The organism is Kitasatospora sp. NEAU-CNBT7 (assembly GCF_057220535.1).
The window spans coordinates 147,032-169,140 of sequence record NZ_JBXQQB010000018.1 but is presented as its reverse complement, the minus strand read 5'-3'; the positions used below and the strand labels follow the sequence as shown (position 1 = coordinate 169,140).

General features: G+C 75.1%; 20 protein-coding genes and 2 pseudogenes. 12 read left to right on the top strand and 10 right to left on the bottom strand.

Translation table 11 applies throughout. The annotated features are described in order from the left end of the window. Positions 1 to 57: 57 nt before the first annotated feature. From AC2TEW_RS23490 to AC2TEW_RS23480, 3 genes and pseudogenes are all read left to right on the top strand, one after another. Positions 58 to 381 (top strand): annotated as a pseudogene (locus AC2TEW_RS23490) (transglycosylase family protein); the annotation flags it as partial. A gap of 200 nt (positions 382 to 581) precedes the next feature. Next, positions 582 to 1,097 carry a pyridoxamine 5'-phosphate oxidase family protein gene (locus AC2TEW_RS23485; protein ID WP_484625308.1) on the top strand — a complete coding sequence of 172 codons (516 nt, stop codon included), beginning with the start codon at positions 582 to 584 and terminating at the stop codon, positions 1,095 to 1,097. Between the two features lie 77 nt (positions 1,098 to 1,174). Beyond that, positions 1,175 to 2,392, top strand: coding sequence for a PP2C family protein-serine/threonine phosphatase (locus tag AC2TEW_RS23480; protein ID WP_484625307.1), 1,218 nt, complete (start codon positions 1,175 to 1,177; stop codon positions 2,390 to 2,392). 37 nt (positions 2,393 to 2,429) lie between these two features. On the opposite strand, the gene AC2TEW_RS23475 is transcribed toward AC2TEW_RS23480, so the two are convergent. Next, positions 2,430 to 3,242 carry an SAM-dependent methyltransferase gene (locus AC2TEW_RS23475; RefSeq protein ID WP_484625306.1) on the bottom strand — a complete coding sequence of 271 codons (813 nt, stop codon included), beginning with the start codon at positions 3,240 to 3,242 and terminating at the stop codon, positions 2,430 to 2,432. A 322-nt stretch (positions 3,243 to 3,564) separates the two neighbouring features. Between AC2TEW_RS23475 and AC2TEW_RS23470 the strand changes: the two genes are divergently transcribed. The 4 genes from AC2TEW_RS23470 (at position 3,565) to AC2TEW_RS23455 (ending at position 6,021) form a co-directional block, all read left to right on the top strand. After that, entirely contained in the window at positions 3,565 to 3,912 is a 348-nt protein-coding gene (locus AC2TEW_RS23470; protein ID WP_484625305.1) for a hypothetical protein, read from the top strand. 62 nt (positions 3,913 to 3,974) lie between these two features. Next, complete coding sequence (locus AC2TEW_RS23465) at positions 3,975 to 4,961, top strand: IS481 family transposase (RefSeq protein ID WP_484625304.1); 987 nt, start codon at positions 3,975 to 3,977, stop codon at positions 4,959 to 4,961. Then, the gene (locus AC2TEW_RS23460; RefSeq protein ID WP_484625303.1) at positions 4,892 to 5,281 is read left to right on the top strand and encodes an RNA polymerase sigma factor; all 390 of its coding nucleotides are present in this window, start codon (positions 4,892 to 4,894) and stop codon (positions 5,279 to 5,281) included. Before AC2TEW_RS23465 ends, AC2TEW_RS23460 begins: the two co-directional genes overlap by 70 nt. Further along, positions 5,278 to 6,021, top strand: coding sequence for a hypothetical protein (locus AC2TEW_RS23455; protein ID WP_484625302.1), 744 nt, complete (start codon positions 5,278 to 5,280; stop codon positions 6,019 to 6,021). Before AC2TEW_RS23460 ends, AC2TEW_RS23455 begins: the two co-directional genes overlap by 4 nt. A gap of 81 nt (positions 6,022 to 6,102) precedes the next feature. Here the strand turns inward: AC2TEW_RS23455 and AC2TEW_RS23450 are convergent, their stop codons facing one another. Beyond that, positions 6,103 to 6,507, bottom strand: a complete 405-nt coding sequence (locus AC2TEW_RS23450; RefSeq protein ID WP_484625301.1) for a DUF5997 family protein — start codon at positions 6,505 to 6,507, stop codon at positions 6,103 to 6,105. A 58-nt stretch (positions 6,508 to 6,565) separates the two neighbouring features. Here AC2TEW_RS23450 and AC2TEW_RS23445 point away from each other — a divergent pair, with 58 nt between their 5' ends. After that, a complete protein-coding gene (locus AC2TEW_RS23445; RefSeq protein ID WP_484625300.1) occupies positions 6,566 to 7,408 on the top strand; it encodes a LysR family transcriptional regulator substrate-binding protein in 843 nt (280 codons plus the stop codon). A 162-nt stretch (positions 7,409 to 7,570) separates the two neighbouring features. Continuing rightward, positions 7,571 to 8,218, top strand: a complete 648-nt coding sequence (locus AC2TEW_RS23440) for a hypothetical protein (RefSeq protein WP_484625299.1) — start codon at positions 7,571 to 7,573, stop codon at positions 8,216 to 8,218. An 18-nt stretch (positions 8,219 to 8,236) separates the two neighbouring features. Here the strand turns inward: AC2TEW_RS23440 and AC2TEW_RS23435 are convergent, their stop codons facing one another. Both AC2TEW_RS23435 and AC2TEW_RS23430 read right to left on the bottom strand, forming a co-directional pair. After that, a complete protein-coding gene (locus AC2TEW_RS23435; RefSeq protein ID WP_484625298.1) occupies positions 8,237 to 10,279 on the bottom strand; it encodes a DUF6596 domain-containing protein in 2,043 nt (680 codons plus the stop codon). Between the two features lie 31 nt (positions 10,280 to 10,310). After that, positions 10,311 to 10,640 (bottom strand): YciI family protein, encoded by a 330-nt coding sequence (locus AC2TEW_RS23430; protein ID WP_484625297.1) that lies wholly within the window; start codon positions 10,638 to 10,640, stop codon positions 10,311 to 10,313. 218 nt (positions 10,641 to 10,858) lie between these two features. On the opposite strand from AC2TEW_RS23430, the gene AC2TEW_RS23425 reads away from it, so the two are divergent. After that, positions 10,859 to 11,278 (top strand): hypothetical protein, encoded by a 420-nt coding sequence (locus AC2TEW_RS23425; protein WP_484625296.1) that lies wholly within the window; start codon positions 10,859 to 10,861, stop codon positions 11,276 to 11,278. A gap of 157 nt (positions 11,279 to 11,435) precedes the next feature. Further along, positions 11,436 to 13,079: a serine/threonine-protein kinase gene (locus AC2TEW_RS23420; protein WP_484625295.1), complete on the top strand. Its 1,644-nt coding sequence runs from the start codon at positions 11,436 to 11,438 to the stop codon at positions 13,077 to 13,079. Here the strand turns inward: AC2TEW_RS23420 and AC2TEW_RS23415 are convergent. Together AC2TEW_RS23415 and AC2TEW_RS23410 are read right to left on the bottom strand one after the other, a co-directional pair. Further along, positions 13,051 to 14,358: a glycoside hydrolase family 27 protein gene (locus AC2TEW_RS23415; protein WP_484625294.1), complete on the bottom strand. Its 1,308-nt coding sequence runs from the start codon at positions 14,356 to 14,358 to the stop codon at positions 13,051 to 13,053. The two genes, AC2TEW_RS23420 and AC2TEW_RS23415, sit on opposite strands and share 29 nt — an antisense overlap. Positions 14,359 to 14,459: 101 nt before the next feature. After that, the gene (locus AC2TEW_RS23410) at positions 14,460 to 16,412 is read right to left on the bottom strand and encodes a beta-galactosidase (protein ID WP_484625293.1); all 1,953 of its coding nucleotides are present in this window, start codon (positions 16,410 to 16,412) and stop codon (positions 14,460 to 14,462) included. A 240-nt stretch (positions 16,413 to 16,652) separates the two neighbouring features. On the opposite strand from AC2TEW_RS23410, the gene AC2TEW_RS23405 reads away from it, so the two are divergent. Continuing rightward, entirely contained in the window at positions 16,653 to 18,287 is a 1,635-nt protein-coding gene (locus tag AC2TEW_RS23405) for an FAD-dependent monooxygenase (protein WP_484625292.1), read from the top strand. Positions 18,288 to 18,308: 21 nt separating this feature from the next. Here the strand turns inward: AC2TEW_RS23405 and AC2TEW_RS23400 are convergent, their stop codons facing one another. The 4 genes and pseudogenes from AC2TEW_RS23400 to AC2TEW_RS23385 form a co-directional block, all read right to left on the bottom strand. Next, entirely contained in the window at positions 18,309 to 19,160 is an 852-nt protein-coding gene (locus AC2TEW_RS23400) for a hypothetical protein (RefSeq protein WP_484625315.1), read from the bottom strand. Between the two features lie 178 nt (positions 19,161 to 19,338). After that, a pseudogene (locus tag AC2TEW_RS23395) lies at positions 19,339 to 20,727 on the bottom strand (arylsulfatase); the annotation flags it as partial. 90 nt (positions 20,728 to 20,817) lie between these two features. Next, a complete protein-coding gene (locus tag AC2TEW_RS23390; RefSeq protein ID WP_484625314.1) occupies positions 20,818 to 21,732 on the bottom strand; it encodes a formylglycine-generating enzyme family protein in 915 nt (304 codons plus the stop codon). 141 nt (positions 21,733 to 21,873) lie between these two features. Beyond that, positions 21,874 to 22,062: a hypothetical protein gene (locus AC2TEW_RS23385; RefSeq protein WP_484625313.1), complete on the bottom strand. Its 189-nt coding sequence runs from the start codon at positions 22,060 to 22,062 to the stop codon at positions 21,874 to 21,876. Positions 22,063 to 22,109: the final 47 nt, after the last annotated feature.

Genomic DNA, 22,109 nt, shown 5'->3' with positions numbered 1-22,109 from the left:
TTCCGTAACGAGACTTCCGCTGCCACCACCACCGCCACCAAGCGCAAGCGCGTTCGGATGGCCGTCATGGCGGGTGCGGTCATCGCCCTGCCGGTGGCCGGACTCGTCACGGCCACCGGGGCGTCCGCCGCCCCGGCCTCCACCTGGGACAAGGTCGCGCAGTGCGAGTCGACCGGCAACTGGGCGATCAACTCCGGCAACGGCTTCTACGGCGGCCTGCAGTTCACCAACAGCACCTGGGCCGCCTTCGGCGGCACCTCCTACGCCCCGCGCGCCGACCTCGCCACCAAGGCCCAGCAGATCAACGTCGCCGAGAAGGTCCTCGCCTCCCAGGGCCCCGGCGCCTGGCCGGTCTGCTCCGTCAAGGCCGGCCTCACCAAGTAAGGCCCACGCACGACGCACGTCCGGTGCCCCGCCCACCCCCACCCAGGGGTGCGCGGGGCACCGGCGCGTCCGGCCCCGGTCCGCGCGCGACACGGGCCGCGGCCTCCCGCCGCGGACGGCGGCCACCGGGGAGAATGAGGGCGATCCAAAGGCCCGCCGGGCGCCGCCCGCGAACGGCACGTGGACAAGGGGTGCAGATGGCGGAGCGCGAGCCGGTGGCCGAACTCGACGCCCGGTACAGCGACGAGGGCGCGGCCCCCACCCCCTGGCGGCAGGCCCGCGCCCGGCTCGCCGCGGCCGAACTGTACTGGCTCTCCACCGTCCGCCCGGACGGCCGCCCGCACGTCACGCCGCTGATCGCCGTCTGGGTGGACGGCGCGCTGCACTTCTGCACCGGCGCCCACGAGCGCAAGGCCGGCAACCTCGCCGGCAACCCGCACTGCGTCCTCACCACCGGCACCAACCTCCTGCACGAGGGCCTGGACCTGGTGGTCGAGGGCGACGCCGTCCGGCTCACCGACGACCCCGCGCTGCGGGCGGTCGCCGCCGCGTACGAGGCCAAGTACGGCAGCGAGTGGCACTTCGAGGTCGGCGACGGGTTCTTCCACAGCGCCGGGGGAGCGGACCTGGTCTTCCGGGTCGAACCGGCCACGGTGTTCGGCTTCGGCAAGGGCGGGTACAGCCAGACCCGCTGGCGCTTCCCCCGCCCCTGAGCGCGGGGCGCGGACGGCGCGCCGGGGAGCCCCGGCCGTCCCGGCGACCCGCCGGTGCAGTGCCTACAGTGGGGCCCATGGCGCACTCCCGGGACGGTGGGGCCCGGTGGGGCCGGGGACTGCCGGGGTGGCCGGCGGGCCCCCTCCGCCGCTCCTGGGTCTGGTGGGCACCCGTCCTGCTGGTCCTGCTGGACGTGGTGCTGGAACTGACCCTGTACAGCCGCGAGCCGGTGAGCTTCCTGCTCATCGCGGTACCGCCGCTGGCGGCCGCCACCCGCAGCCCGCGCCGGACCGCGCTGGCCGCCGCGCTGTGCGTGCTGCTGGAGATGTGGATGGCCTCGCGGCGCCCCGGCCACTTCGCCGAGCAGCACCACGTGGCCCTCTACCTGACGACCGTACTGATCGGCATCGCCAGCGTGGCCCTCGCCCGCCAGCGCATCCGGGCCCAGGAGCACCTGGTCCGCGCCCGCTCGGTCGCGGAGGCGGTCCAGCTGACCCTGCTGCGCCCGATCCCGGAGCGGCTCGGCCGGCTGCGGGCCGCCGGGTTCTACGAGGCGGGCGAGGGCGGCACGCTGGTCGGCGGCGACCTGTACGACCTGTGCGAGACCCCGTTCGGGGTGCGGGTGATCGTCGGCGACGTCCGGGGCAAGGGGCTGGACGCGGTGCAGACCGTCTCCGCGGTGCTGGGCAGTTTCCGGGTGTCGGCGCACGAGTGGAAGGACCTGAGCCGGCTGGCCGAACGGCTCGAACTGAGCATCGCCCGCAACTCGGCCCGGGTGGCGGGCGACACCGAACTGTTCGTCACCGCCCTGCTGCTGGAGTTCCCGGCCGGCGGCGGCGAGGTGCGGATCGTCGACCGCGGGCACCCCGCCCCCGTCGTGGTCGGCCCCTACGGCGTCCGCCGGCTGGCCACCGCACCCGCGCTGCCGCTCGCCCTGGGCGAACTGGCCCCGGGGGCCGGCGAGGTGACCGTCCACCCGGTACGGCCCGGCGAGGTCGTGGTGGTCTACACCGACGGGGTGAGCGAGGCCCGCAACGCCGGTGGGGCGTTCTACCCGCTGCTGGAACGGCTGGCCTGGCGGTTCGCCGGCCGGCACGCGCCGGAGCCGCAGGTGGTGGCGGCCTTCGTCCGGGCCGACGCGGACCGCTGGTCGGCCGGCGCCCAGGGCCCGGACGGCGACGACCGGGCGGTGCTCGCGCTGGTGCCCGAGCCCCTCGCCGGGCGGGAGCGCCGACGCCGCGACGCCCGGGAACGGGACGCCCGGGACCGGGACGCCTGGGACCGGGAGGCCTGAGACCGGGACGCCTCTGTCAGGGCGCGCCCGGGCGGCGTCAGGGCTTGAAGGCCACGGCCGCGTACGCCGAGGCGTGCGAGTCGGTGACCGCCGGATCGGGCCGCCCGCCCTCGGGACGCCACCGGTGGGTGGCGACCAGGCCCGGCTCCAGCAGCTCCCAGCCGTCCAGGAAACGGGCGATCTCGTCCCGGGTACGCATCTGCACCGCGGTACCGGCGGCCGCGTAGACCTGGGTGATCCGCTCGGCCTGCTCCGGTGCGAAGTCCGGGCTGCCGTGCGTTATCACCAGGGCGCTGCCCGAGGGGAGTTCGGACTTGAAGTACTCGACGATGTCCTTCGCGCCCCGGCTGTCGGGGACGAAGTGCAGCAGCGCGTTGAGGCTCAGCGCGACCGGCTGCGCCAGGTCCAGCGTCGCCCGCAGCTGCGCCGACGCCAGCACCGCGGCCGGGTCCGTGACGTCCGCCTCCACGTACGCGGTGCGCCCCTGCGGGGTGGAGAGCAGCAGGGCCTGCGCGTGCGCCAGCACGATCGGGTCGTTGTCGGTGTAGACGATCCGGCACTCCGGCGCGGCCTGCTGCGCGATCTCGTGCAGATTGGGCCGGGTCGGGATGCCGGTCCCGATGTCCAGGAACTGCCGGATCCCCGCCCGGGCCAGCAGCCGCGTGGAACGGTGCATGAACGAGCGGTTCACCCGGGCCGCCGTCTCCGCCCACGGGAAGACCGCCATCACCTGGCCGGCCGCCTCCCGGTCGGCGGCGAAGTTGGTCGTCCCGCCCAGGTAGTAGTCGTACATCCGGGCCGAGTGCGCCCGGTGCAGCTCCAGCCTCACCTCGGCGTCGTCCGCCGCCATCTGTTGCCCCCTCAGCTCGACCGACCGGTCACGCTACGCCATCACGGCGCCCGGCATCATGCCCCTGGCAGGCCCCCGCCAATCCGCCCGGACCGGTGGCAGCGCCGCGGCGGGATACCATCGATGCGACAAATAGCCTGAAAGCAAAGACATCTGACCACCCGACAGTCATTCCTGTAGTCGTACTGGTACCGTCGGTAGTCGCTCCACCGGTCCCGTTCCCAGGCCGGTCGGCAGCCCGCCGCCGGGCCGCCGACCCCGGGGGCGGGGCCTCGCGCCGACGGCCGCCGCGGGACGGGCCCGCTCGTCCGGAAGGACAGGGATGACGATCGACAGGGACGCGCGAGCGGCGGCCGGCCGCGACCGGGGAGGGCGGACGGTGGGCGACACCAGCGGCACGGCGCCGGAGGGCGCACGGCTGCGCCTGACCTTCGACGCGTTCTGCGCCACCCACCAGGCCGCGTGGACCGGGTTCGCCCGCACCCAGGTCGGCAGCGACCGGGACGCCGCCCTGGTGGTGGCCGCGATGAAGGATCACCTCGCCCGCAACTGGGCGATCGGTCTGCGGCAGGAGATCCCCGCGGCGTACGCCTGGCGGCTGCTGAAGGAGCACATCGCCGGCTGGCTAGCTGTATTGATCACGAGCGTTGTTGACAGTGCTCGGGCTTGATCAAAGGCAAAGACCTCCGGTGTGGTGGAGCTGTCTAGGACTGCACCGCACCGGAGGTCTTCATGTCCCACCGTAATGCCCGCCTGACCGTGCACGGCAGGCGGCTCCTGGTCGAACGCGTCAGGGCGGGACGCCCGGTCGCGCACATAGCCGCCGAGATGGGGATCTCCCGCACGACCGCCCACAAGTGGGTCCGACGCTGGCGGGCGGAGGGCGACGCCGGCCTCCACGACCGGCCCAGTCGTCCCCGCACCACCCCGCACCGCACACCGGCCACGACCGAGGCCGAGGTCTGCCGGCTCCGACGTGAACACAAGCTCGGCCCCGCCAGGATCGGACCGATCCTCGGTATGCCGCCCTCGACGGTCCACCGGATCCTGACCCGCCACGGAATGAACCGGCTGCGATGGATGGACCGGCCCACCGGCCAGGTCATCCGCCGCTACGAGCGCCAACGCCCCGGCGAACTGGTCCATGTCGACATCAAGAAGCTCGGCAACATCCCCGACGGCGGCGGCCACCGCGTCATGGACCGGCAGGCCGGCGAGAGCAACCGGTACGCCACCACCGGCCTGAGAACTCCGAGCGGGACACCGAAGATCGGCTACAGCTATGTCCACAGCGCCGTCGACGACCACACCCGCCTGGCCTACAGCGAGGTCCTGCCCGACGAACGCAAGGAGACCGCCACCGCGTTCTGGCACCGCGCCGAGCAGTTCTTCACCGCCCTCGGCATCACTGTCGAACGCGTCCTGACCGACAACGGCTCCTGCTACAAGTCACACCAATGGCGCGACACCCTGGCCGCATCCGGCATCGTGCACAAGCGCACCCGCCCCTACCGCCCGCAGACCAACGGCAAGGTCGAGCGCTTCAACCGCACCCTGCTCGACGAATGGGCCTACCAGCGGCCCTACGCCAGCAACCAGGAACGAACCGAAGCGCTCTCCGACTTCCTCCACCGCTACAACTACCATCGTTGCCACACCGCCATCGGAGGACAACCACCGATCAGCCGTGTCAACAACCCTGCGGGTCAATACAGCTAGCGGCGGCCGGGCAGACCCGCCCCGGGCTGGTCCGGACGGCCGCCTTCGACACGGCGGTCCGGCACTTCCGGGCCCGGGACGGGCTCGGCCTGCAGACCCTGCCGGAGCAGCTCGGCCTGCTCGGCGCCATCCTCGACCTCCCGGAGCGCCAGCACGACGTGGTCATCCTCAAGTACTGCCTGGACCTCGACGACGAGAGCATCGCCGCCTACCTGGGCACCCCGCTCGCCACCCTGAGGTCGAGCCTGCGGCACGCCCGCCGCCGCCTCGTCCACACGCTCGGCCGGCCCGGGCTCGCCGAACTGGGGGCTGGCCAGTGACCACCGGCGAGGACGGCCCGGGGCTGCGGTCCTGGCTGCGCGCGCACGGTTCGGACACCGCGGGCGGCGAGGGCGGCGAGCGGGGTCCGGGCGGTGGTGGCGCGGTACGGGCGTCCGGCGGTGCGGTACGGGCGTCCGGCGGTGCGCCGGAGCGGCCCGCGGTGGGGGCCGGGCAGTTCGCCGCGGCCCCGGCCCGGCTCCCGTCCGAGCACGAGCAGGCCGCCCACGAGCTGGCCCTGGCGGCGGCCCTCGTCCTCAACGCGCCCGAGGCCTCCCGCGCGCTGGAGCTGCTGGCCGGCGGCGAGGAGGTCCACCCGCAGGGGGCGGTGGTCTTCGCCTGCCTGCTGTTCATCACGGGCCGCGAGGAGGCCGCCCAGTTCTGGTGGCAGTTCGCGGCCGGCTCCGGCAACGACACCGCCGCGTACTGCCTGCACCTCTACCACCTGACCCTCGGCGAGAACCGGGACGCGGGCTACTGGCGGGCCCAGGCCGAGGCGCTCGCCGCCCCGCCCGTCCGGGCGCCGAGCCGGCGGGTCCGGCTGACCCGGCCGCTGCTGCCGGAGGCCGTACGCCGGGACATCCTCTCGCGCTGCCACGAAGGGCTCGACCCGCGGCTGCCCGCCACGCTGGAGGCGGTGGTCAACCACCTGGCCGTCGACAGCGACGACGAGGACTTCGGCGAGATCCCCCGGCCGTCCCGGACCCTGGCCGGCGAACTGGCGGTCACCCGGACCCCCTGACGGCGGCTCCTGCCGGCGCTGCCGGTGAAGCCCGAACGCCCGGCCACCGAGGTGGCCGGGCGTTCGGTGCGGGCCGGCGGGTCAGGCGCGCGGCTTGCGGGGCTGGTTGCGCCGCGCCGCGTTCTTCTCCTTGATCCGGACCGTCTCCTTGCGGACCTCGGCCTGGGTGGCGCGCTCGCGCTGCAGCCACTCCGGGCCGTCCTTCTTCAGCTCCTCGATCTGCTCGGTGGTGAGCGCCTCGGTGACCCCGCCGCGGGCGAGGCCGGCGATGGACACGCCGAGCTTGGCCGCCACCACCGGACGGGGGTGCGGGCCGTTGCGGCGCAGCTCCACCAGCCACTCGGGCGGATCGGCCTGGAGCGCGTTCAGCTCGTTGCGCGAGACCACACCCTCCTGGAACTCGGCGGGGGTGGCCTCGAGGTACACACCCAGCTTCTTCGCCGCGGTCGCGGGCTTCATCGTCTGGGCGGTCTGGTGCGACTTCATGGGGTCAAGAGTATCGACCGTGTGCGCCACCTCCGACCACGGCCGGTAATCTGGGCGGGTGACTGGCTCGGAAGCACCTCCCTCGTTTCGGCTCGCCTACGTCCCGGGGGTGACTCCCACCAAGTGGGTCCGGGTCTGGGGCGAGCGGCTGCCCGACGTCCCGCTGACCCTGGTGGCGGTGGACGCCGCCGAGGCGGCCGGTGTGCTGCGCGGCGGTGACGCCGACGCCGGACTGCTGCGGCTCCCGGTGGACAAGGCGGAGCTGAACGCGATCCCGCTCTACACCGAGACCACGGTGGTGATCGTCCCCAAGGACCACGTGGTGACGGCCGTCGACGAGGTCGCGGTCGAGGACCTGGCCGACGAGATCGTGCTGCACCCGCTCGACGACACCCTGGAGTGGGCGGGCCTGCCGGGCCGGCCCGCGTTCGAGCGGCCCGCCACCACGGCGGACGCCGTCGAGCTGGTGGCCGCCGGCATCGGCGTACTGATCGTGCCGCAGTCGCTCGCCCGGCTGCACCACCGCCGCGACCTCACCTACCGGCCGGTCACCGGCGCCCCCGAGTCGCGGGTCGCGCTGTCCTGGCCGCAGGCCGAGGAGACCGGTGACCTGGTGGAGGAGTTCATCGGGATCGTCCGCGGGCGGACCGTGAACAGTTCGCGCGGGATCGCCGCGGCCCCGGCGCAGCCGAAGGGCGGGCGCGGCGAGACGGGCGCCGCGGGGCGCAAGCCCGCCGCGGGCGCGTCCGGCGGGAAGGCCGGCGGCCGGTCCGGCGCCAAGCCGGCGGCGAAGGGAACGGCGAAGGGCGCGCGCAAGGCGGTGGGCGGCCGGCCGTCCGGGAAGGGCGCGCAGGGCGGCTCCGCCGGGGCCAAGCGGGGCAAGCCGCGGCGCGGCCGGTAGCGGCGGCGCCACCGAAGGCTGACGGACAGTCATTTCCCGTGCATGGTGCGGCACTTGTTGTGCTCGGAGGTGCCGTGGGACGATGTCCGTCGGTGCCGGTCCCGGCGCCGGTGGGGGGTTTCGGCGGGCGCGGGGGCGCCGGCCTGCAAGGGGGGAACGACCTTGGCAGTCCGTTTCATCAATCTGTTCACGAGCGACCCGGTGTTCCAGGCGGCCGAGGCGCAATTCACCGCCTGCGACCGGGTGGCCGCGGCCGGCGACGCCGCCTGGGGCCTGTGGCCGGCACCTCCCGTGCTGGGCGGGCGGATGCTGACCAAGCTGGCCAACGTGCCCGGCGCCAACGTGCTGATCAGCGGAGTCAACCGGAGCCGGATGCCGGTGGGGTCGACCGAGCTGATCGCCATCCCGCACGGCACCACGAACCAGCACAACCTGACCCAGGAGACGGCCGCGGGCGTGCGCCAGTGGCTCGCGGCGAACCCCGGAGCGGCGGTGGGCATCAAGGTCGAGGTGGTGGCCACCCCGAGCACCCTGTTCGCCGGCACGATCGTGGAGATCCTCACCCACGAACTGGCCGCGCACGCGGAGCCGTTCGCGGACTTCCTGATCGCAGAGGCGGCCCAGGCCGGCACCGGCGTCCTGGACACCGAGGCCCAGCAGCACGCGGCGCTGCACCACGGCAACCCCCGCTACCGCCTGATCGGGGCCGGGTACGTGACCACGTACGTCGCAGCCGACCAGGGGCCACGCTTCCGGGTGCGGATGCAGCAGGACACGGCGGCCAACGCGACCCTGCCACCGGGCGTCTGAGCCCGGGGCCGGGGGCGGTCAGCCGGGGGAGTGGGGGCGCGGCCGGAGCCGGCCCAGGGTGTAGCCCCGGCCGGCCGGGTCGAGCGGCCGGGTGGCCTGCTTGAACAGGTATTCGGCCCGCTCGTACGACAGCCGTCCCCGGCCGGTCTCCGGGCACAGGTCGGCCTCGGCGGGCCGGCGGCCCGGCCCGGGGCGCCGGTCGGCGAGGAACAGCGGGCCGCGGGTCCGGCCGGCCAGCAGCGGGGGCAGCAGCAGCGCCGTCCCGGCCCGCCAGCCGATGCCGGTGCCGGTACCGGTGCCGTCGCGGCGGGCCCGGCGCGCCGCCAGGTCGAGGTCCTGCACGTCCAGGTCCAGGACCGCGCGGACGCCCGCGCCCGACTCGTGCAGCAGCCGCCACAGCGTCAGTTCGCGCGGTGCGACGCCCGGCAGTGCCCAGAGCGCCGCGAGTGCCTCCGGGCCGAGCGGCCGTACGGCGGAGCGGGGTTCGGCCCGCCGGTCGAGCCCGGCCGCCAGGTCGCCCAGCGCCGCCCAGGCGGCGAAGGACCGCACGGCGGCCCGGTGGCGGTTCCAGGTCCTGGCCGCGGTGCCGCGCCACAGGGAGTCGAACGCCTCCGCCACCCGGGCGGCGGTCAGCGCTTCCAACGGCAGCCGGTCACCCAGCACCGGGCCGAGCCGGCCCAGGGTCTGGCGGTAGGAGCGGACGGTGGCCGGGCCGAGGTCGCCGCGTGCCAGGAATCCCTCGACGGCCGCCCCGAGCGTCGTACCCGCCGCCCCGAGCGTCGTGCCCGCCGCTCCGGCCGGGGTCAGCGCGTCCGCGCGGCGCAGCAGGAACGCCCGCTCGGCGGCGTTCCCGGTCAGGCCCGCCGCCCGGTGGAACTCGTCCCTGGCCTCCGCGTCCCGTCCCGCGCGGGCCAGCAGATCGCCCCGCACGCTCGGCAGCAGGTGGTAGTCGCGCAGCGCGGGATCGCCGCGCACCGCGTCGACCAGCGCCAGACCGGCCTGCGGCCCGTCGGCCATCGCGACCGCGATGGCCCGGTTCAGCCGGACCACCGGCGTCGGCAGCAGCCGCTCCAGCGCCCCGTACAGTGCGGCGATCTGCGCCCAGTCGGTGGCCTCGGCGCTGCGGGCCTGCGCGTGGCAGACCGCGATGGCCGCCTGCAGCAGGTACGGCCCCGGGGGGCCGCCGGCCTGCCGGGCCCGGAGCATGGCGGTGAAGCCGCGCCGGATCAGCAGCTGGTCCCAGCGGCCCCGGTTCTGCTCGTGCAGCTGGACCGGCTCCCCCGAGGGGCCGGTCCGCGCGGCCGAGCGGGACGCCTGGATCTCCATCAGCGCGACCAGCCCGTGCACCTCGGCCTCGTCCGGGGCCAGCCGGGCCAGCAGCCGGCCCAGCCGCAGCGCCTCCCGGCACAGGCCGGGGCGGATCAGGTCGTCACCCGAGGTCGCCGCGTAGCCCTCGTTGAAGACCAGGTAGACGACCTCGAGCACGGACGAGAGGCGTTCGGCCAGCGCCGGGCCGCTCGGCAGGTCGAACGGCACCCGCCGTTCGGCCAGCGTCCGCTTCGCCGCCGCGATCCGCCCGGCCACCACCGGCGTCCTGACCAGGAACGCGCGGGCGATCTCGTCGGCGGTCAGCCCGCCGAGCAGCCGCAGCGTCAGTGCGACCCGCTGCTCGGTCGGGAGCACCGGGTGGCAGGAGATCAGGATCAGCCGCAGGACGTCGTCCTGCTCCGGCTCCGGGTCCGGCTCGTGGCCCGGCTCTCCGTCCGGGCCCGGCTGCTCGCGGGCCGCCTCGTGGGCGAGCTGCCGCTGCCGCTGCCCGAGCCGCTCGGAGCGGCGGATGTGGTCCACCGCCCGACGCCTGGCGACCGTGGTCAGCCAGGCGCCGGGGTTGTCCGGGACGCCGGTGGCCGGCCACTGCTCCAGCGCGGCCACCAGCGCGTCCTGGGCCAGCTCCTCGGCGAGGCCGACGTCGCGGACCAGGCGGGTGAGCGAGGCGATGATCCTCGCGGACTCGAGCCGCCAGAGCGCGTCGACGGTGCGGTGCAGGCCGGTGGCGGTCACGGTGCGGTACCCGGGGTGGTCCGGTGGCCGGTCAGGGGCCGAAGACCTGCTGGATCACGCTCTCGCCGTCGCCGACGATCCGGCGGAAGCGGCGGCCCATCTCGATCGCCTCCTCCCGGGAGCCGACCTCGACCAGGGCGAAGCCGGCCACGGCCTCCCGGGCCTCGGCGAACGGCCCGTCGGTGACGGTGATCTCGTCGCCGGCGGAGGTGATCCGCACCCCGCCCGGCTCCAGGCCGCCGGTGGCCAGCAGCACGCCGGCGGCGGTCAGCTCCTCGATGAACCTGCCCATCTCGGCGAACAGCTTCTCGTCCGGGGCGGGGGTGGTGTCGGTCGGCCGGGTGGTCATCAGGTAGCGCATGGGTCCTTCTCCTTCGGTGGGTCGGTCGGTGTGCCGGAGCCGATGCTCTGCCTGTACGTCGAACCACCCTATGTGACAGGGAACGCCCACCGGGGCTGATTGAGTACCCGTACTCAGGCGCGGGGTGCGGTCGGGACGCGAGAGTGTCCGGGTGCGCCCGGGCGGCAGGACCCGGGGGCGGCCGACGGCATCTCGTCACGGAACACAGGGGGATGGACATGGACAGGCGTACGGGTCTCGGGCTGGCGGCAGCGGTGGGCGTGCTGGTCACGTTCGCCGGACCGGCCGGGGGAGCGCAGGCGGCCGCCTCGGGCGAGGTGCTGCCGCACCCGGGACCGGACGGGCTGATCTGGATCCCGGAGTGGACCGGCGACGGGGGCGCGGTCACCGGCGGGGCGAGCGCGGACCGGCCGTTCACGGTGACGGTCGGCTGCCAGGGCGGCGGGGACGTGCAGGTCACGGTGGTGCCGGGCGGCGGGGACACCACGCCGGTCACGTTCCGGGTCGGGTGCCCGGTGGACGGGACGGGCCTCGGTTCGGTGGAGCTCGCGGGGGAGCAGGGCCGGTCGTTCGGGGTGCAGGTGCGCACCTCGGCGCCCGGGATCCGCTGGGGGCTGACCGCCACCCAGCGGGACTGAGCGGGCCGGCGGCCGGGTCGTGGTCGAAGGACCGCACGCCCCGAACGGCCGGGCCGCGTACGGCCCGGCGGATCTCCCCGACCCGGCGCGCCGCCTGATGGTCCGTCAGGAGGAGTGCCCGCCGCCCGGCGATGATCGAGTGCCGTACAGTGCGGGCATGGAGGCACTGGGTGGGGCGGATCCCCGGCGAATAGGCGACTTCCGGCTGCTGCGGCGCCTCGGGGCGGGCGGCATGGGCGAGGTCTACCTCGGCCGTACCGCGGGCGGCCGGACGGTGGCGGTGAAGACCGTGCGCGGCGAGTTCGCCGCGGACCACGAGTTCCGGGTGAGGTTCCGTCAGGAAGTCCTCGCCGCCCGGCAGGTCGGCGGCCGATGGACGGCCCCCGTGCTGGACGCCGACACCGAGGGGCCGCAGCCGTGGGTCGCGACCGGCTACGTTGCCGGGCCCTCGCTGACCTCCGCCGTACGGGAGTTCGGACCGTTGCCCGCGGACGCGGTGCGGGTGCTCGGTGCGGGGCTGGCCGAGGCGCTGACCGCCGTACACGCGGTCGGGCTGGTGCACCGGGACGTCAAGCCGTCCAACGTCCTGCTGGCGCTGGACGGACCGCGCCTGATCGACTTCGGCATCGCCCGTTCGCTGGACGCGGCCACCTCGCTGACCCGGTCCGGTTTCGTGATCGGCTCGCCCGGCTACCTCTCGCCCGAGCAGGCCCAGGGTCGGCCGGTCGGACCGGCCAGCGACGTCTTCTCGCTCGGCGCGGTGCTCGCCTTCGCCGCGAGCGCGAGCTCGCCGTTCGGCGAGGGCGCCAGCGCCCCCGTCCTGCTCTACCGGGTCGTGCACGAGGACCCCGACCTGCGGCGGCTCGGGGAGGCCGACCACGGCCTGCGTGACCTGATCGCGGCCTGCCTGGCCAAGGACCCGGCCGACCGGCCGACGCCGGAGCAGCTGCGCGAGCGGCTCGCCGCCGGTACCCCGACCGGGCCGGGCGGGGACTGGCTGCCGCCCGCGGTGGCCGGCTCGGTGGCGCGGCTGGCGGTCGAACTGCTGGACCTGGACACCGAGGCCGCCGCCGGGCCGGCGCCCGGCCCGGGCAGCCCCACCGGTCGGTTCGGGCCTCCGCTGCCGATGCCGGCGCACGTACCGGTGCCCACGCACGTACCCACGCCGACGCACACAGCGGCACCGGCGCACACGCCGACACCGACCCAGCTGCCGACCGCGGCTCCCACCGGCCCGACGGGGGCGGCCCCGGGGCCGCGCGGCCCGGTGCTGGTCGCCGCCGCCGCGGCGGTGGTGCTGGCGGCGGGGCTGGCGTTCTGGTTCACCCAGGGGACGGGGGTGGCCGGCGGCGGCAAGCACCGCAACCAGGTGACGGCCACCGGCGGCGGCAGTGCCACCGGCCACGGCGCCCAGACCCCGGCCGCCGAGCAGGGTGCCACCCCGGCGGGCCAGGCCGCCACCGGCCTGGTGCCGGACGGCTACCTGGGCACCTGGTCGGGCAACCTCGGCACCCCGGCGCACCCCGGCCGGGCCGAGTTCCGGATCACCATCGGCCAGGGCGGCAAGGGCGACCTGGTCGGCAGCATCCACAACAACACCGGCCCCGGCACGGGCTACTGCGACAGCAGCGCCCTGCTGGTCTCCGTCGACGCCGCCCGCCTGGTGCTGAAGACCTCGCCGACCACCGGTCTGAGCGGCTGCGTCGCCAACCCCTCCCCGCAGGTCTACACCCGCAACACCGACGGCAGCCTGCACCTGGAGGTCGACGGCTTCACCGGCGACCTCGCCCGCCAGCGCTGACCCGGCCGTCCGCCGCCGCGCGCGGCTCGAGCCGGTAGAGCGCCGTGCCGTGGGCGGGCACCTCGGCGCCGAACGGGACGGACGGGCCGGCGACGGTCGCGGTGCGGCCGGTCCACAGGTCGGTCACGGTGAGGTCGTCCGCGTCCGGCAGACCCGCCGCGGCGGCGGTGGTGGTGAGCACGGCAGGGCCGTCGCCGGTGTTGGTGAGGGAGACCGAACGGCCGCCGTCCGCCAGCGGCCTGCTGACGACCAGCCGGCCGTCCCCGTCGTCGATCACGGTGCCCTGGGCGCCCAGCGGGTCCTGGTCGACGGCGATCACCCCGGGATCGGCGAGCAGGTCCCTGACCCGGGCGGGCATCGCGGTGAGCCGGTTCCCGGCGATCAGCGGCGCCGCCATCTGGGCCCACAGCGCGAGGTGGGTGCGGGCCTCGTCGTCGCTCAGGCCGCCGACGCCGACCTCCAGCATGTCCGGGTCGTTCCAGTGCCCGGGACCGGCCCGTCCGGCCAGGTGGACATTGACCCCGGCGATCTCCAGGACGCCCTGCGCGCTCCCGTCGGCCGGATCGGCGCGGGTGGCCCAGGCCGCGGTGATGTCCTCGGTGGTGCGCCACAGGTTGGCGACCGGCGACCAGTCGTACCGGGTGCCGTTCTTGTCGGGGTGGTAGCTGTTCGGGTTGATGCTGTAGACGACCGGGCGGCCGGTGTCCCGCAGTGCGTCGCGCATCAGGGTGAACGCGGCGACCTGGTCGGCGAGCGTCCCCTCCGGGGAGCACCAGTCGTACTTGAGGTAGTCCACGCCCCACTCGGCGAACGTGGCCGCGTCCTGCCGCTCGTGCCCGCGGCTGCCGGTCGCGCCGGGCAGCACGCCGCCGCGCTGCGCGCAGGTCCGCTCGGTCGGCACCTGGTACAGGCCGAAGCGCAGGCCCAGCGCGTGCACGTGGTCCGCCAGCGCCTTGATCCCGCCCGGGAACCGGACGGGGTCGGCGACCAGCCGGCCGGCCGGGTCGCGTTCCGGGGCCATCCAGCAGTCGTCGAGCACGACGTACCGGTACCCGGCCGCGCGCAGACCGGAGGCGGCCAGGGCGTCGGCGGAGTCCCGGATCAGCTGTTCGTCGACGGCGCAGCCGTAGGAGTTCCACGAGTCCCAGCCCATCGGCGGGGTGCGGGCGGTGCCGTTGTCCAGCGCGGCCGCGCCGGGGGCCGGGACGAGCAGCCCGGCCGCGGCGGCCAGCACCAGGGCGGCGGCGAGCAGCTTCGGCGTGCGCAGGCGGCGGTGCATGGCGGACTCCTTCGTACGGGCGGTCGCGTCGGGACGGCTCGGCCGGCGGGGCGTGTCGGTCGGGGATCGTCGGTCAGGCTTCGTCGGTCAGGCTTCGTCGGTCAGGCTTCGTCGGTCAGGGCCGCGTGCAGGGTGACCGGCCGGGGCCGGAGCTGGTGCAGGTCGAACAGCAGCAGCTCGTTGGTGCCCGCCCGCAGCCAGGGCGCCGGGCAGTACAGGCGCTGCTGCGGGCCGATCTGCCAGTAGCGGCCGAGGTTGCGGCCGTTGACCCAGACCACGCCCTTGGTCCAGCCCGACAGGTCGAGGTAGGTGTCGCCGAGCCGGGTCAGCTCGAACGTGGTCCGGAAGAAGATGCCGGGCCGCCGCTGATCGCCCACCCCCGGGACGAGCGCGGCGACGAACGCCCCGTCCATCGGCAGCAGCGTGGTCCGCCAGTCCGTCAGCTCCCCGGTGAGCGGACCGGCGTCCCGCAGGGTCACCGGGCCGAGCAGGCCCTTGCGGTCGGCCAGCGCCGGACCGGTGTTGGTCCGGCCCATGCCCTCCACCAGCAGGTCCAGCCGCGGGCCCGGGGCGCCCGCGGCCGTACCGTCCACCGGGCCCAGGTCCAGGGAGGGCGGCGGGCCGTCGGCGGCGATGCCCAGCGCGTCGGTGACGGCCGCGGGCAGCGCCTGCCGGGCGAAGGCGCCCAGGTACCGGCCGTCCAGGCAGACGGTCGCGTAGTCGTGCACCCGCCCGGCGGCGAGCCGCCCGCCGCGCAGACCGGGCAGCTGCCTGCTGTACAGGACGAAGCCGGTGTTCTGGCCGTACGCCTCCATCGGCCGGGGGGCGGCGCCCGGCTCGGCGGGCAGCGGGGCCGGCAGGTTGTCCCAGAGCGAGGCGTACGGCTGCGGCAGCAGCGCGGGCACGTCACCGCCGGTCAGGGTGGGCACGGCCGGCGGCGGCTGCGGCGGCGGGACGGCCAGGTGTTCGGCGATCACCGCGCGGTACGCGGCGTACCGGGCGGTGGGCACGCCCTGCTCGGTGATCGGGGCGCCGTAGTCGTAGCTGGTGATGTCGGCGCGGTAGCCGCCGCCCTGGTCGTCGGCGTTGGCCCCGGCGGTGAAACCGAAGTTGGTGCCGCCGTGCACCATGTAGATGTTGAACGACAGGCCCTGCTCCATGCAGCCGCGCAGGGTGGCCGCGATGTCGTTGCCCCTCCCCTGGAAGGTGTCGTCGCCCCAGTGGGTCAGCCAGCCCGGGTAGACCTCGCCGGCCAGCGCGGGCACACCGGGGAACGCCCGGCGGGCGGCGGCGATGGCGGCCGGGTCACCGCCGCTGAGCCCGATCGCGCCGCCGCCGACCACGGTCCGGGCGGTCTCGGCCTGGGCGAGCACGTCCTCGGTGTAGAACGGCCCGTCGACGCCGTGGTCGAGCCACAGCCTGCGCAGCTCCTCCAGGTAGCCGGAGCCGCTGCCGACGGACGCGTACTCGTTCTCCAGCTGCACCATCAGCACCGGACCGCCGTTGGAAGCCAGCAGCGGCGCGATCCGCGGCGCCAGCGCGGCGACGTACCGGGTCACGGCCGCCAGGTACCGGGGGTCGTCCGCGGAGCCGACCCGCAGCCGGATGTCCGGGTCCCGCAGCAGGTACGGCGGCAGACCGCCGAGGTCCCACTCGCCGCAGATGTACGGGCCCGGGCGCAGCAGCACCCGCATCTCCTCCTGCCGGCACAGGTCGATGAAGCCTTCGACGTCGCGCCGGTCGGTGCGCAGGTCGAAGACGCCGGGGGACTCCTCCAGCTGGTTCCACATGACGTACAGGGCGATGGTGTTCAGGCCCATCGCGCGGGCCGTCCGAATCCGGTGGCGCCAGTACTCGACCGGGATGCGGGCGGGGTGCATCTCCCCGCTGCGGATCTGGAACGGCGCGCCGTCGAGCAGGAACCCGCTGCCGTCGGCCGCGAAGCCGAACCCGCGCCGCCCGGCCGCCGGGGCCGCCGCCGGGCCCGGTCCCGCGCCGGCGACCAGCGCGGCCGGGCCCAGGATCCCGACGGACAGGAAGCGGCGACGATCCACGGTGCCCTCCTCGCGAACCGGCGGTGTACGTACCGCCTCTGACCGGCAGTCAACCAGGGCGCCCGGCCCGGCCGGCGGCAGGACGCGCCGGGGGCCGCCGGGCGGTTCGGCGGCACCGCGTCCCGTCCCCGCCGCCGGTCCGGGCCGACGGCGCGAGTGGCGGGCCGGTGCCCGGTCGGGGCAGCCTGGAACGGTGGGGCGGCCCCCGGGGGCCGCCCGCGGACGGCAGGGAGGCGGGTCATGGCCGAGGTCGACGTCCTGGTGGTCGGAGCGGGTCCGGTCGGGCTGACGGCGGCGGCCGAGTTACGGCGCCGCGGCGTCGACTGCCGGATCATCGACCGGCTGCCCGCCCCCCAGCTGTACGCCAAGGCCGTCGGCGTCCAGCCCAGGACCCTCGAGCTGTGGGAGGCCATGGGGATGTCGCGGGCGGCGCTGGACGAGGCCGTCCCGATGCTCGGCCAGCTGCTCTTCGAGAACGGCAGCCCCGGCCCGCGGGTCGAGCTGGCGCTGCCGCCGGAGATCCCGTACCGCTTCGCCGCGCTGCCGCAGTACACCACCGAGCGGCTGCTCGCCGAGCACCTCGCGGGCTACGGCACCAGCGTGGAGCGCGGCACCGAGCTGCTCTCGGCCGAGCAGGACGAGGACCTGGTCAGGGCCACCCTCAGCACCCCCGACGGCACCGAGCAGCTCCGTGCCCGCTACGTGATCGGGTGCGACGGCGCGCACAGCCGGGTGCGGCGCGCGGCCGGCCTGAGCTTCGAGGGCGACGCGTTCCCGGAGCAGTACATGCTCGGCGACGTGGAGGTCGACTGGGACCTGCCCGCCGGGTACGGCATCCGGTCGAGCCACCGCGACGGCGACGGCCGGGTGGACGACATCCTGGTCTGCATCCCGCTCCCCGGCCACCGCCGGTACCGGATGTCGATGACGGTCCCGCCCGAGCTCGCCGGCGGCGCCGACGGCCCGGACGGCGTCACCCACGGCCTCGACGTCGGCAAGGTCCCGGAACTGCGGCACATCCAGGCCGTCCTCGACCGGCTCTCCCCCACCCCCACCACCGCCTCCCGCCTGCGCTGGTCGTCGACGTTCCGGATCAGCCACCGGCTGGTCGACCGCTACCGCACGGGCCGGCTGTTCGTCGCCGGGGACGCCGCCCACATCCACCCGCCCACCGGCGCCCAGGGCATGAACACCGGCGTCCAGGACGCCTACAACCTGGCCTGGAAGCTCGCCCTGGTGATCGCCGGCGTCGGCGCGGAGGACCTGCTGGAGAGCTACCACGCCGAGCGGCACCCGGTGGGGGAGGAGGTCGTCGGCCGCACCGTCCGGCACGCCAGGGACGGCGTCGACGCCGACCCCGAGGACTTCACCACCGTCCTGCTGCGCGAGGCGCAGCTGCTGGTCGGCTACCCCGGCAGCCCCCTGGTCGACCCGGCCCCGCCCGGCGGCCTCCCCGGCGGCCCGGCGCCCGGGGACCGCGCCCCGGACTGCACCGGGCTCACCCGGGACCTCGCCGCCTTCCCGCTGCGCCTGTTCGACCTGCTGCGCGGCCCGCACCACACGCTGCTGCTGTACGCCGGTCCCGGCACCGCCGCCGACGCCCTGCACGCCTGCGCCGCCGCGGCCACCACTGCCGCGCACGGCCTGCTCGACGTCTACGTCCTGACGGCGGACGCCCGGCCGGACGGGCTGCTGCTGCCGCAGGCCGAGGACACCGTGGGCGCCTTCCGGGCCGCCTACGCGCCCCGCGACGGCGAGGCCTTCGTCATCCGCCCCGACGGGTACCTCGGCGGCCGCTTCCACCCCGCCCGCCCGGAGCCCCTCACCGCCCACCTGCGCCGGACCTTCGCCGCGACGGGCGCCGGGGGCGGGTGACCGCCCCCGGGCCGGGCGGCCCTACTCCCGGGCGAGCATGGCCTCGGCCTCGGCCACCAGGTCGACGTAGGGCTCGCCGGTGACGTCGACGGCGACGCGGTGCAGGGTGCCGCCGGTGAAGGTGCAGGGGGCGGGCGAGGGGTAGTCGGAGGTGACGGCCTCGCCGCTGTCGCGGCCGACGGTGAGCCCCTCCCCGGCGAGGGTGAACCGGCCCGGCTGGGTCCTGATCCGGCCCTCGCCGACCTTCCGCTCACCGTGGTAGAGACTCAGGACGCCGGTGGCGACCCCGGGGGTCACCTCGCCGTCCTTGTCGAAGGAGGCGGCGAGGATCACCTTGGTCCCGGTGGGCAGCTCCTCGGAAGCGGTGACGTGCTGCTCCTCGCTGCCGAGGAAGTTGTAGACGTAGTGGAGCCGGTCGTCCTTGACGTACAGCGCGTGGCCGCCGAACCGGCCGCCGTGGGCGAACAGCACGCCCGAGGCCCCCGGGCCGGGGAGGTCGACCAGCGCGCCGATGCTGTAGGAGCGGTTGCGGATGTTGACCGCGAGGCTCTCGGGGACCTCGGAGCCGCCGGGCCGGTACACGTAGCGGCCGCGCGGCGGGGTCAGCTGCGGCCGCGGGGTGGAGAGGATCTCCAGGGCGGACCGGTCGTCCAGCGGGAACGCCTGGTTGACGCCGGCCTCGTAGAACCACAGGCCGATCAGCCGGTTCAGCCGGGCCGGCTCCTGCTCGGCGAGGTCGTACAGCTCCGAGCGGTCCACGTCGGTGTGGTAGAGCTCCCAGGTGTCCTCGTCGAACCGGCTCCAGCCGCTGATCGCCGGGTGGGTGGTGACGGCCTTCCAGCCCTGGTGCCAGATGCCGCGGGTGCCGAGCATGGAAGTAGAACTGCGTGGACCGGGTGGTGGGCACGCCCGGGGCGTCGAAGCTGTAGCGCATGCTGACGCCCTGGAACGGGATCTGGGTGTACCCCTTCACCGTCTCCGGCAGCTCCAGGCCGATGCAGTCCAGCACCGTGGGGACGATGTCGATGGCGTGGTGGTACTGGGTGCGGACCTCGCCGCGGGAGGCGATTCCGGCCGGCCAGGCGATGATGCACGGGTCGCAGGTGCCGCCGTTGAACGAGTACCGCTTCCACATCTTGAACGGCGTGTTGAAGGCCATCGCCCAGCCGTTGGGGTAGTGGTTGTAGGCCTCCACCCCGCCGAGCTTGTCGATCATGGCCAGGTTCTCGGCGAGGTCGTCCTCGACGTTGTTGAAGAACTTGTTCTCGTTGACCGAGCCGTTCGGGCCGCCCTCGCCGGAGGCGCCGTTGTCGGAGACCACGACGAAGACGGTGTTGTCGAACTGGCCGATGTCGTCGAGGTAGGCCAGCAGGCGGCCGATCTGGTCGTCGCAGTGGGAGACGAAACCCGCGTACACCTCGGCCATCCGGGCGAACAGGCGGCGTTCGTCGTCGTTGAGCTCGGCCCAGGGCCGGGTGTAGTCCAGGGCGGGGAACGGCTCGCCGTTCGGGCCGCTGCGGGTGTAGGGGCTGCCGATCGGGTTGAGCGGCGGCAGCTCGGTGTCGGCCGGGACCAGGCCCAGCTCCTTCTGACGGGCCAGGATCTGCTCCCGCATGGCCTCGTAACCCGCGTCGAACCGGCCCCGGTAGCGGTCGATCCACTCGCGCGGCGCCTGGTGCGGGGCGTGCGCGCAGCCCGGCGCGTAATAGAGGAAGACCGGGCGCTCGGGGGCGAGCGCCTTGACGTCGTCGATGTACTGGATCGCCTTGTCGGTGATGTCGACGCCGAAGTGGTAGCCCTGCTCGGGGGTGGCGGGCTGCTCGACCGGGTGGTTGTCGTGGACCAGGTCGGGGTACCACTGGCTGGTCTCGGCGCCGAGGAAGCCGTAGAACCGCTCGAAGCCGCGCCCGGTGGGCCAGTTGCGGCGGGTGGAGGCGAGGTTCATCTCGTCCTCCGGGCACAGGTGCCACTTGCCGGTGATGGCCGTGCTGTAGCCGTGCTCGACCAGCACCTCGGCGATGGTCGCGCACTGCGGCGGGATGTGGCTGTTGGCGTTCGGGAACCCGATCGCGGCCTCGCTGATGCAGGCCATGCCGTTGGTGGTGTGGTTGCGTCCGGTCAGCAGCGCGGAACGGGTCGGGGAGCACAGCGCGGTGGTGTGCCACTGGGAGTAGCGCAGACCGCTCTGCGCCAGCCGGTCGATGTGGGGGGTGTCGATCGGGCCGCCGTAACTGCTCAGCGCACCGAAGCCGACGTCGTCCAGGACGATGTACACGACGTTCGGTGCCCCCTCGGGGGCCTTCGGTTGCTCGTACGCCGACCAGTCCGGCACGGAGTCACGGACGTCGAGGTTCACCACTCCGCGAAACGTCGGAGGCACGGGTCCCGCCTTCCACCGGTACGCCCGCACCACGGATCGGTGCGGGCTCCTGACCGCCATGCTGGTACCGGCATCCGGCGGTGCGCCGGGCGGCACGCGTGGCCGATCGGGTGAACGGACCCCCGGCGGCGGCGCGCGGCGGCGGGCGGTTCAGCGCACCACGCAGCGGAACCCGAGGTGGCAGGTGGCGGTGTCCTCGGTCTGCCCCTGACGGGCCGCCGGCCGGTAGCGCAGGCAGTAGGTGGGCGCGCACAGGTGCGAGCCGCCCTTGACCACCCGCCGGGGGAACCGCTCCGGCGCCGGCCCGGCGGGGTCCGGCGGCGGGGTGTCGACCCGGGGGTTGCGCGGGGCGCAGCAGGCCGAGGGCGCCGGGTCGGGATGGCGGACGGTGTAGTGGTCGCGGGTCCACTCCCAGACGTTGCCCGCCATGTCGTGCAGGCCGTAGCCGTTGGGCGGGTAGCCGCCCACCGGGGTGGTGCCCGGGGCGGGGCCGGCCTTCCCGGCGGGCCGGTACTCCCAGGGGAACCGGCCGTGCCAGGTGTTGGCCATCCGGCGGCCCTTCGGCGTGAACTCATCACCCCACGGGAAGACCGCCGAGGCGAGACCGCCCCGGGCGGCGAACTCCCACTCCGCCTCGGTCGGCAGCTCCTTGCCCGCCCAGGCGGCGAAGGCCAGGGCGTCCTCGAAGGCGACCTGGGTGACCGGGTGCCGGTCGCGCCCGTTGCGGGGACTGCCCGCGCCGTACGGGCGGTGCCAGGACGCGCCCGGGGTGTAACTCCACCACCGGCGCCAGTCGTCGAGGTCGACCGGCCCGGAGGTCATCCGGAAGACCAGCGCCCCGGGGACGAGCCCGGCCGGGTCGGCGCCGGGGTAGTCGGCGGGGTCGACCGGGCGCTCGGCCACGGTCAGGTAGCCGGTCGCGCGCACGAAACGGCGGAAGGCGGCCACGGTGACGGGGTGTTCGTCCATCCAGAAGCCGTCCACCACCACCGGGTGCACCGGCCGTTCCTCCGGGTAGAAGGCATCGGATCCCATCAGGAACGAGCCCCCCGGGATCCGTACCATTCCCCGGGCCGGGGCCGGGAGCGGTCGCTGCGCAGTCGTCGTCACGACACCCGACGGTGCACCACCGCGGGCCGGTCCGGCCCCGCGACACGCCCGGGGCGGTCCGCGGGACGCGGGGCGCGGGTCACGGTCGGTGCCGGGTCACCGTTTCAGCGCGCGGTACCGCTTGAGCAGCGCCGTGAGCGTGGCCGGGTCGCCCGCGCCGTTCAGCTCCGCCACCAGGGCGTCGGGGCACAGCTCGTAGTGGTCACCCCACCAGCGGCGCACCTTGTTGTCCCAGATCCGGTACCCGCCCGGGACACCCCGTGCCACGTACCGCCGCCCGCCCACCGCACACCGGCCTCTCCGGGCGGCCCGCGCGGCGCCCACCGCCCGGC

Excerpts from the sequence above, each read along its gene's own strand:
- AC2TEW_RS23425 (WP_484625296.1), top strand. The coding sequence starts at position 10,859 with ATGGACAGGCGTACGGGTCTCGGGCTGGCGGCAGCGGTGGGCGTGCTG.
- AC2TEW_RS23480 (WP_484625307.1), top strand. The coding sequence starts at position 1,175 with ATGGCGCACTCCCGGGACGGTGGGGCCCGGTGGGGCCGGGGACTGCCG.
- AC2TEW_RS23400 (WP_484625315.1), bottom strand. The coding sequence starts at position 19,160 with ATGCTCGGCACCCGCGGCATCTGGCACCAGGGCTGGAAGGCCGTCACC.
- AC2TEW_RS23415 (WP_484625294.1), bottom strand. The coding sequence starts at position 14,358 with ATGCACCGCCGCCTGCGCACGCCGAAGCTGCTCGCCGCCGCCCTGGTG.
- AC2TEW_RS23405 (WP_484625292.1), top strand. The coding sequence starts at position 16,653 with ATGGCCGAGGTCGACGTCCTGGTGGTCGGAGCGGGTCCGGTCGGGCTG.
- AC2TEW_RS23420 (WP_484625295.1), top strand. The coding sequence starts at position 11,436 with ATGGAGGCACTGGGTGGGGCGGATCCCCGGCGAATAGGCGACTTCCGG.
- AC2TEW_RS23450 (WP_484625301.1), bottom strand. The coding sequence starts at position 6,507 with ATGAAGTCGCACCAGACCGCCCAGACGATGAAGCCCGCGACCGCGGCG.
- AC2TEW_RS23485 (WP_484625308.1), top strand. The coding sequence starts at position 582 with ATGGCGGAGCGCGAGCCGGTGGCCGAACTCGACGCCCGGTACAGCGAC.
- AC2TEW_RS23470 (WP_484625305.1), top strand. The coding sequence starts at position 3,565 with ATGACGATCGACAGGGACGCGCGAGCGGCGGCCGGCCGCGACCGGGGA.
- AC2TEW_RS23430 (WP_484625297.1), bottom strand. The coding sequence starts at position 10,640 with ATGCGCTACCTGATGACCACCCGGCCGACCGACACCACCCCCGCCCCG.
- AC2TEW_RS23390 (WP_484625314.1), bottom strand. The coding sequence starts at position 21,732 with ATGGTACGGATCCCGGGGGGCTCGTTCCTGATGGGATCCGATGCCTTC.
- AC2TEW_RS23465 (WP_484625304.1), top strand. The coding sequence starts at position 3,975 with ATGTCCCACCGTAATGCCCGCCTGACCGTGCACGGCAGGCGGCTCCTG.
- AC2TEW_RS23475 (WP_484625306.1), bottom strand. The coding sequence starts at position 3,242 with ATGGCGGCGGACGACGCCGAGGTGAGGCTGGAGCTGCACCGGGCGCAC.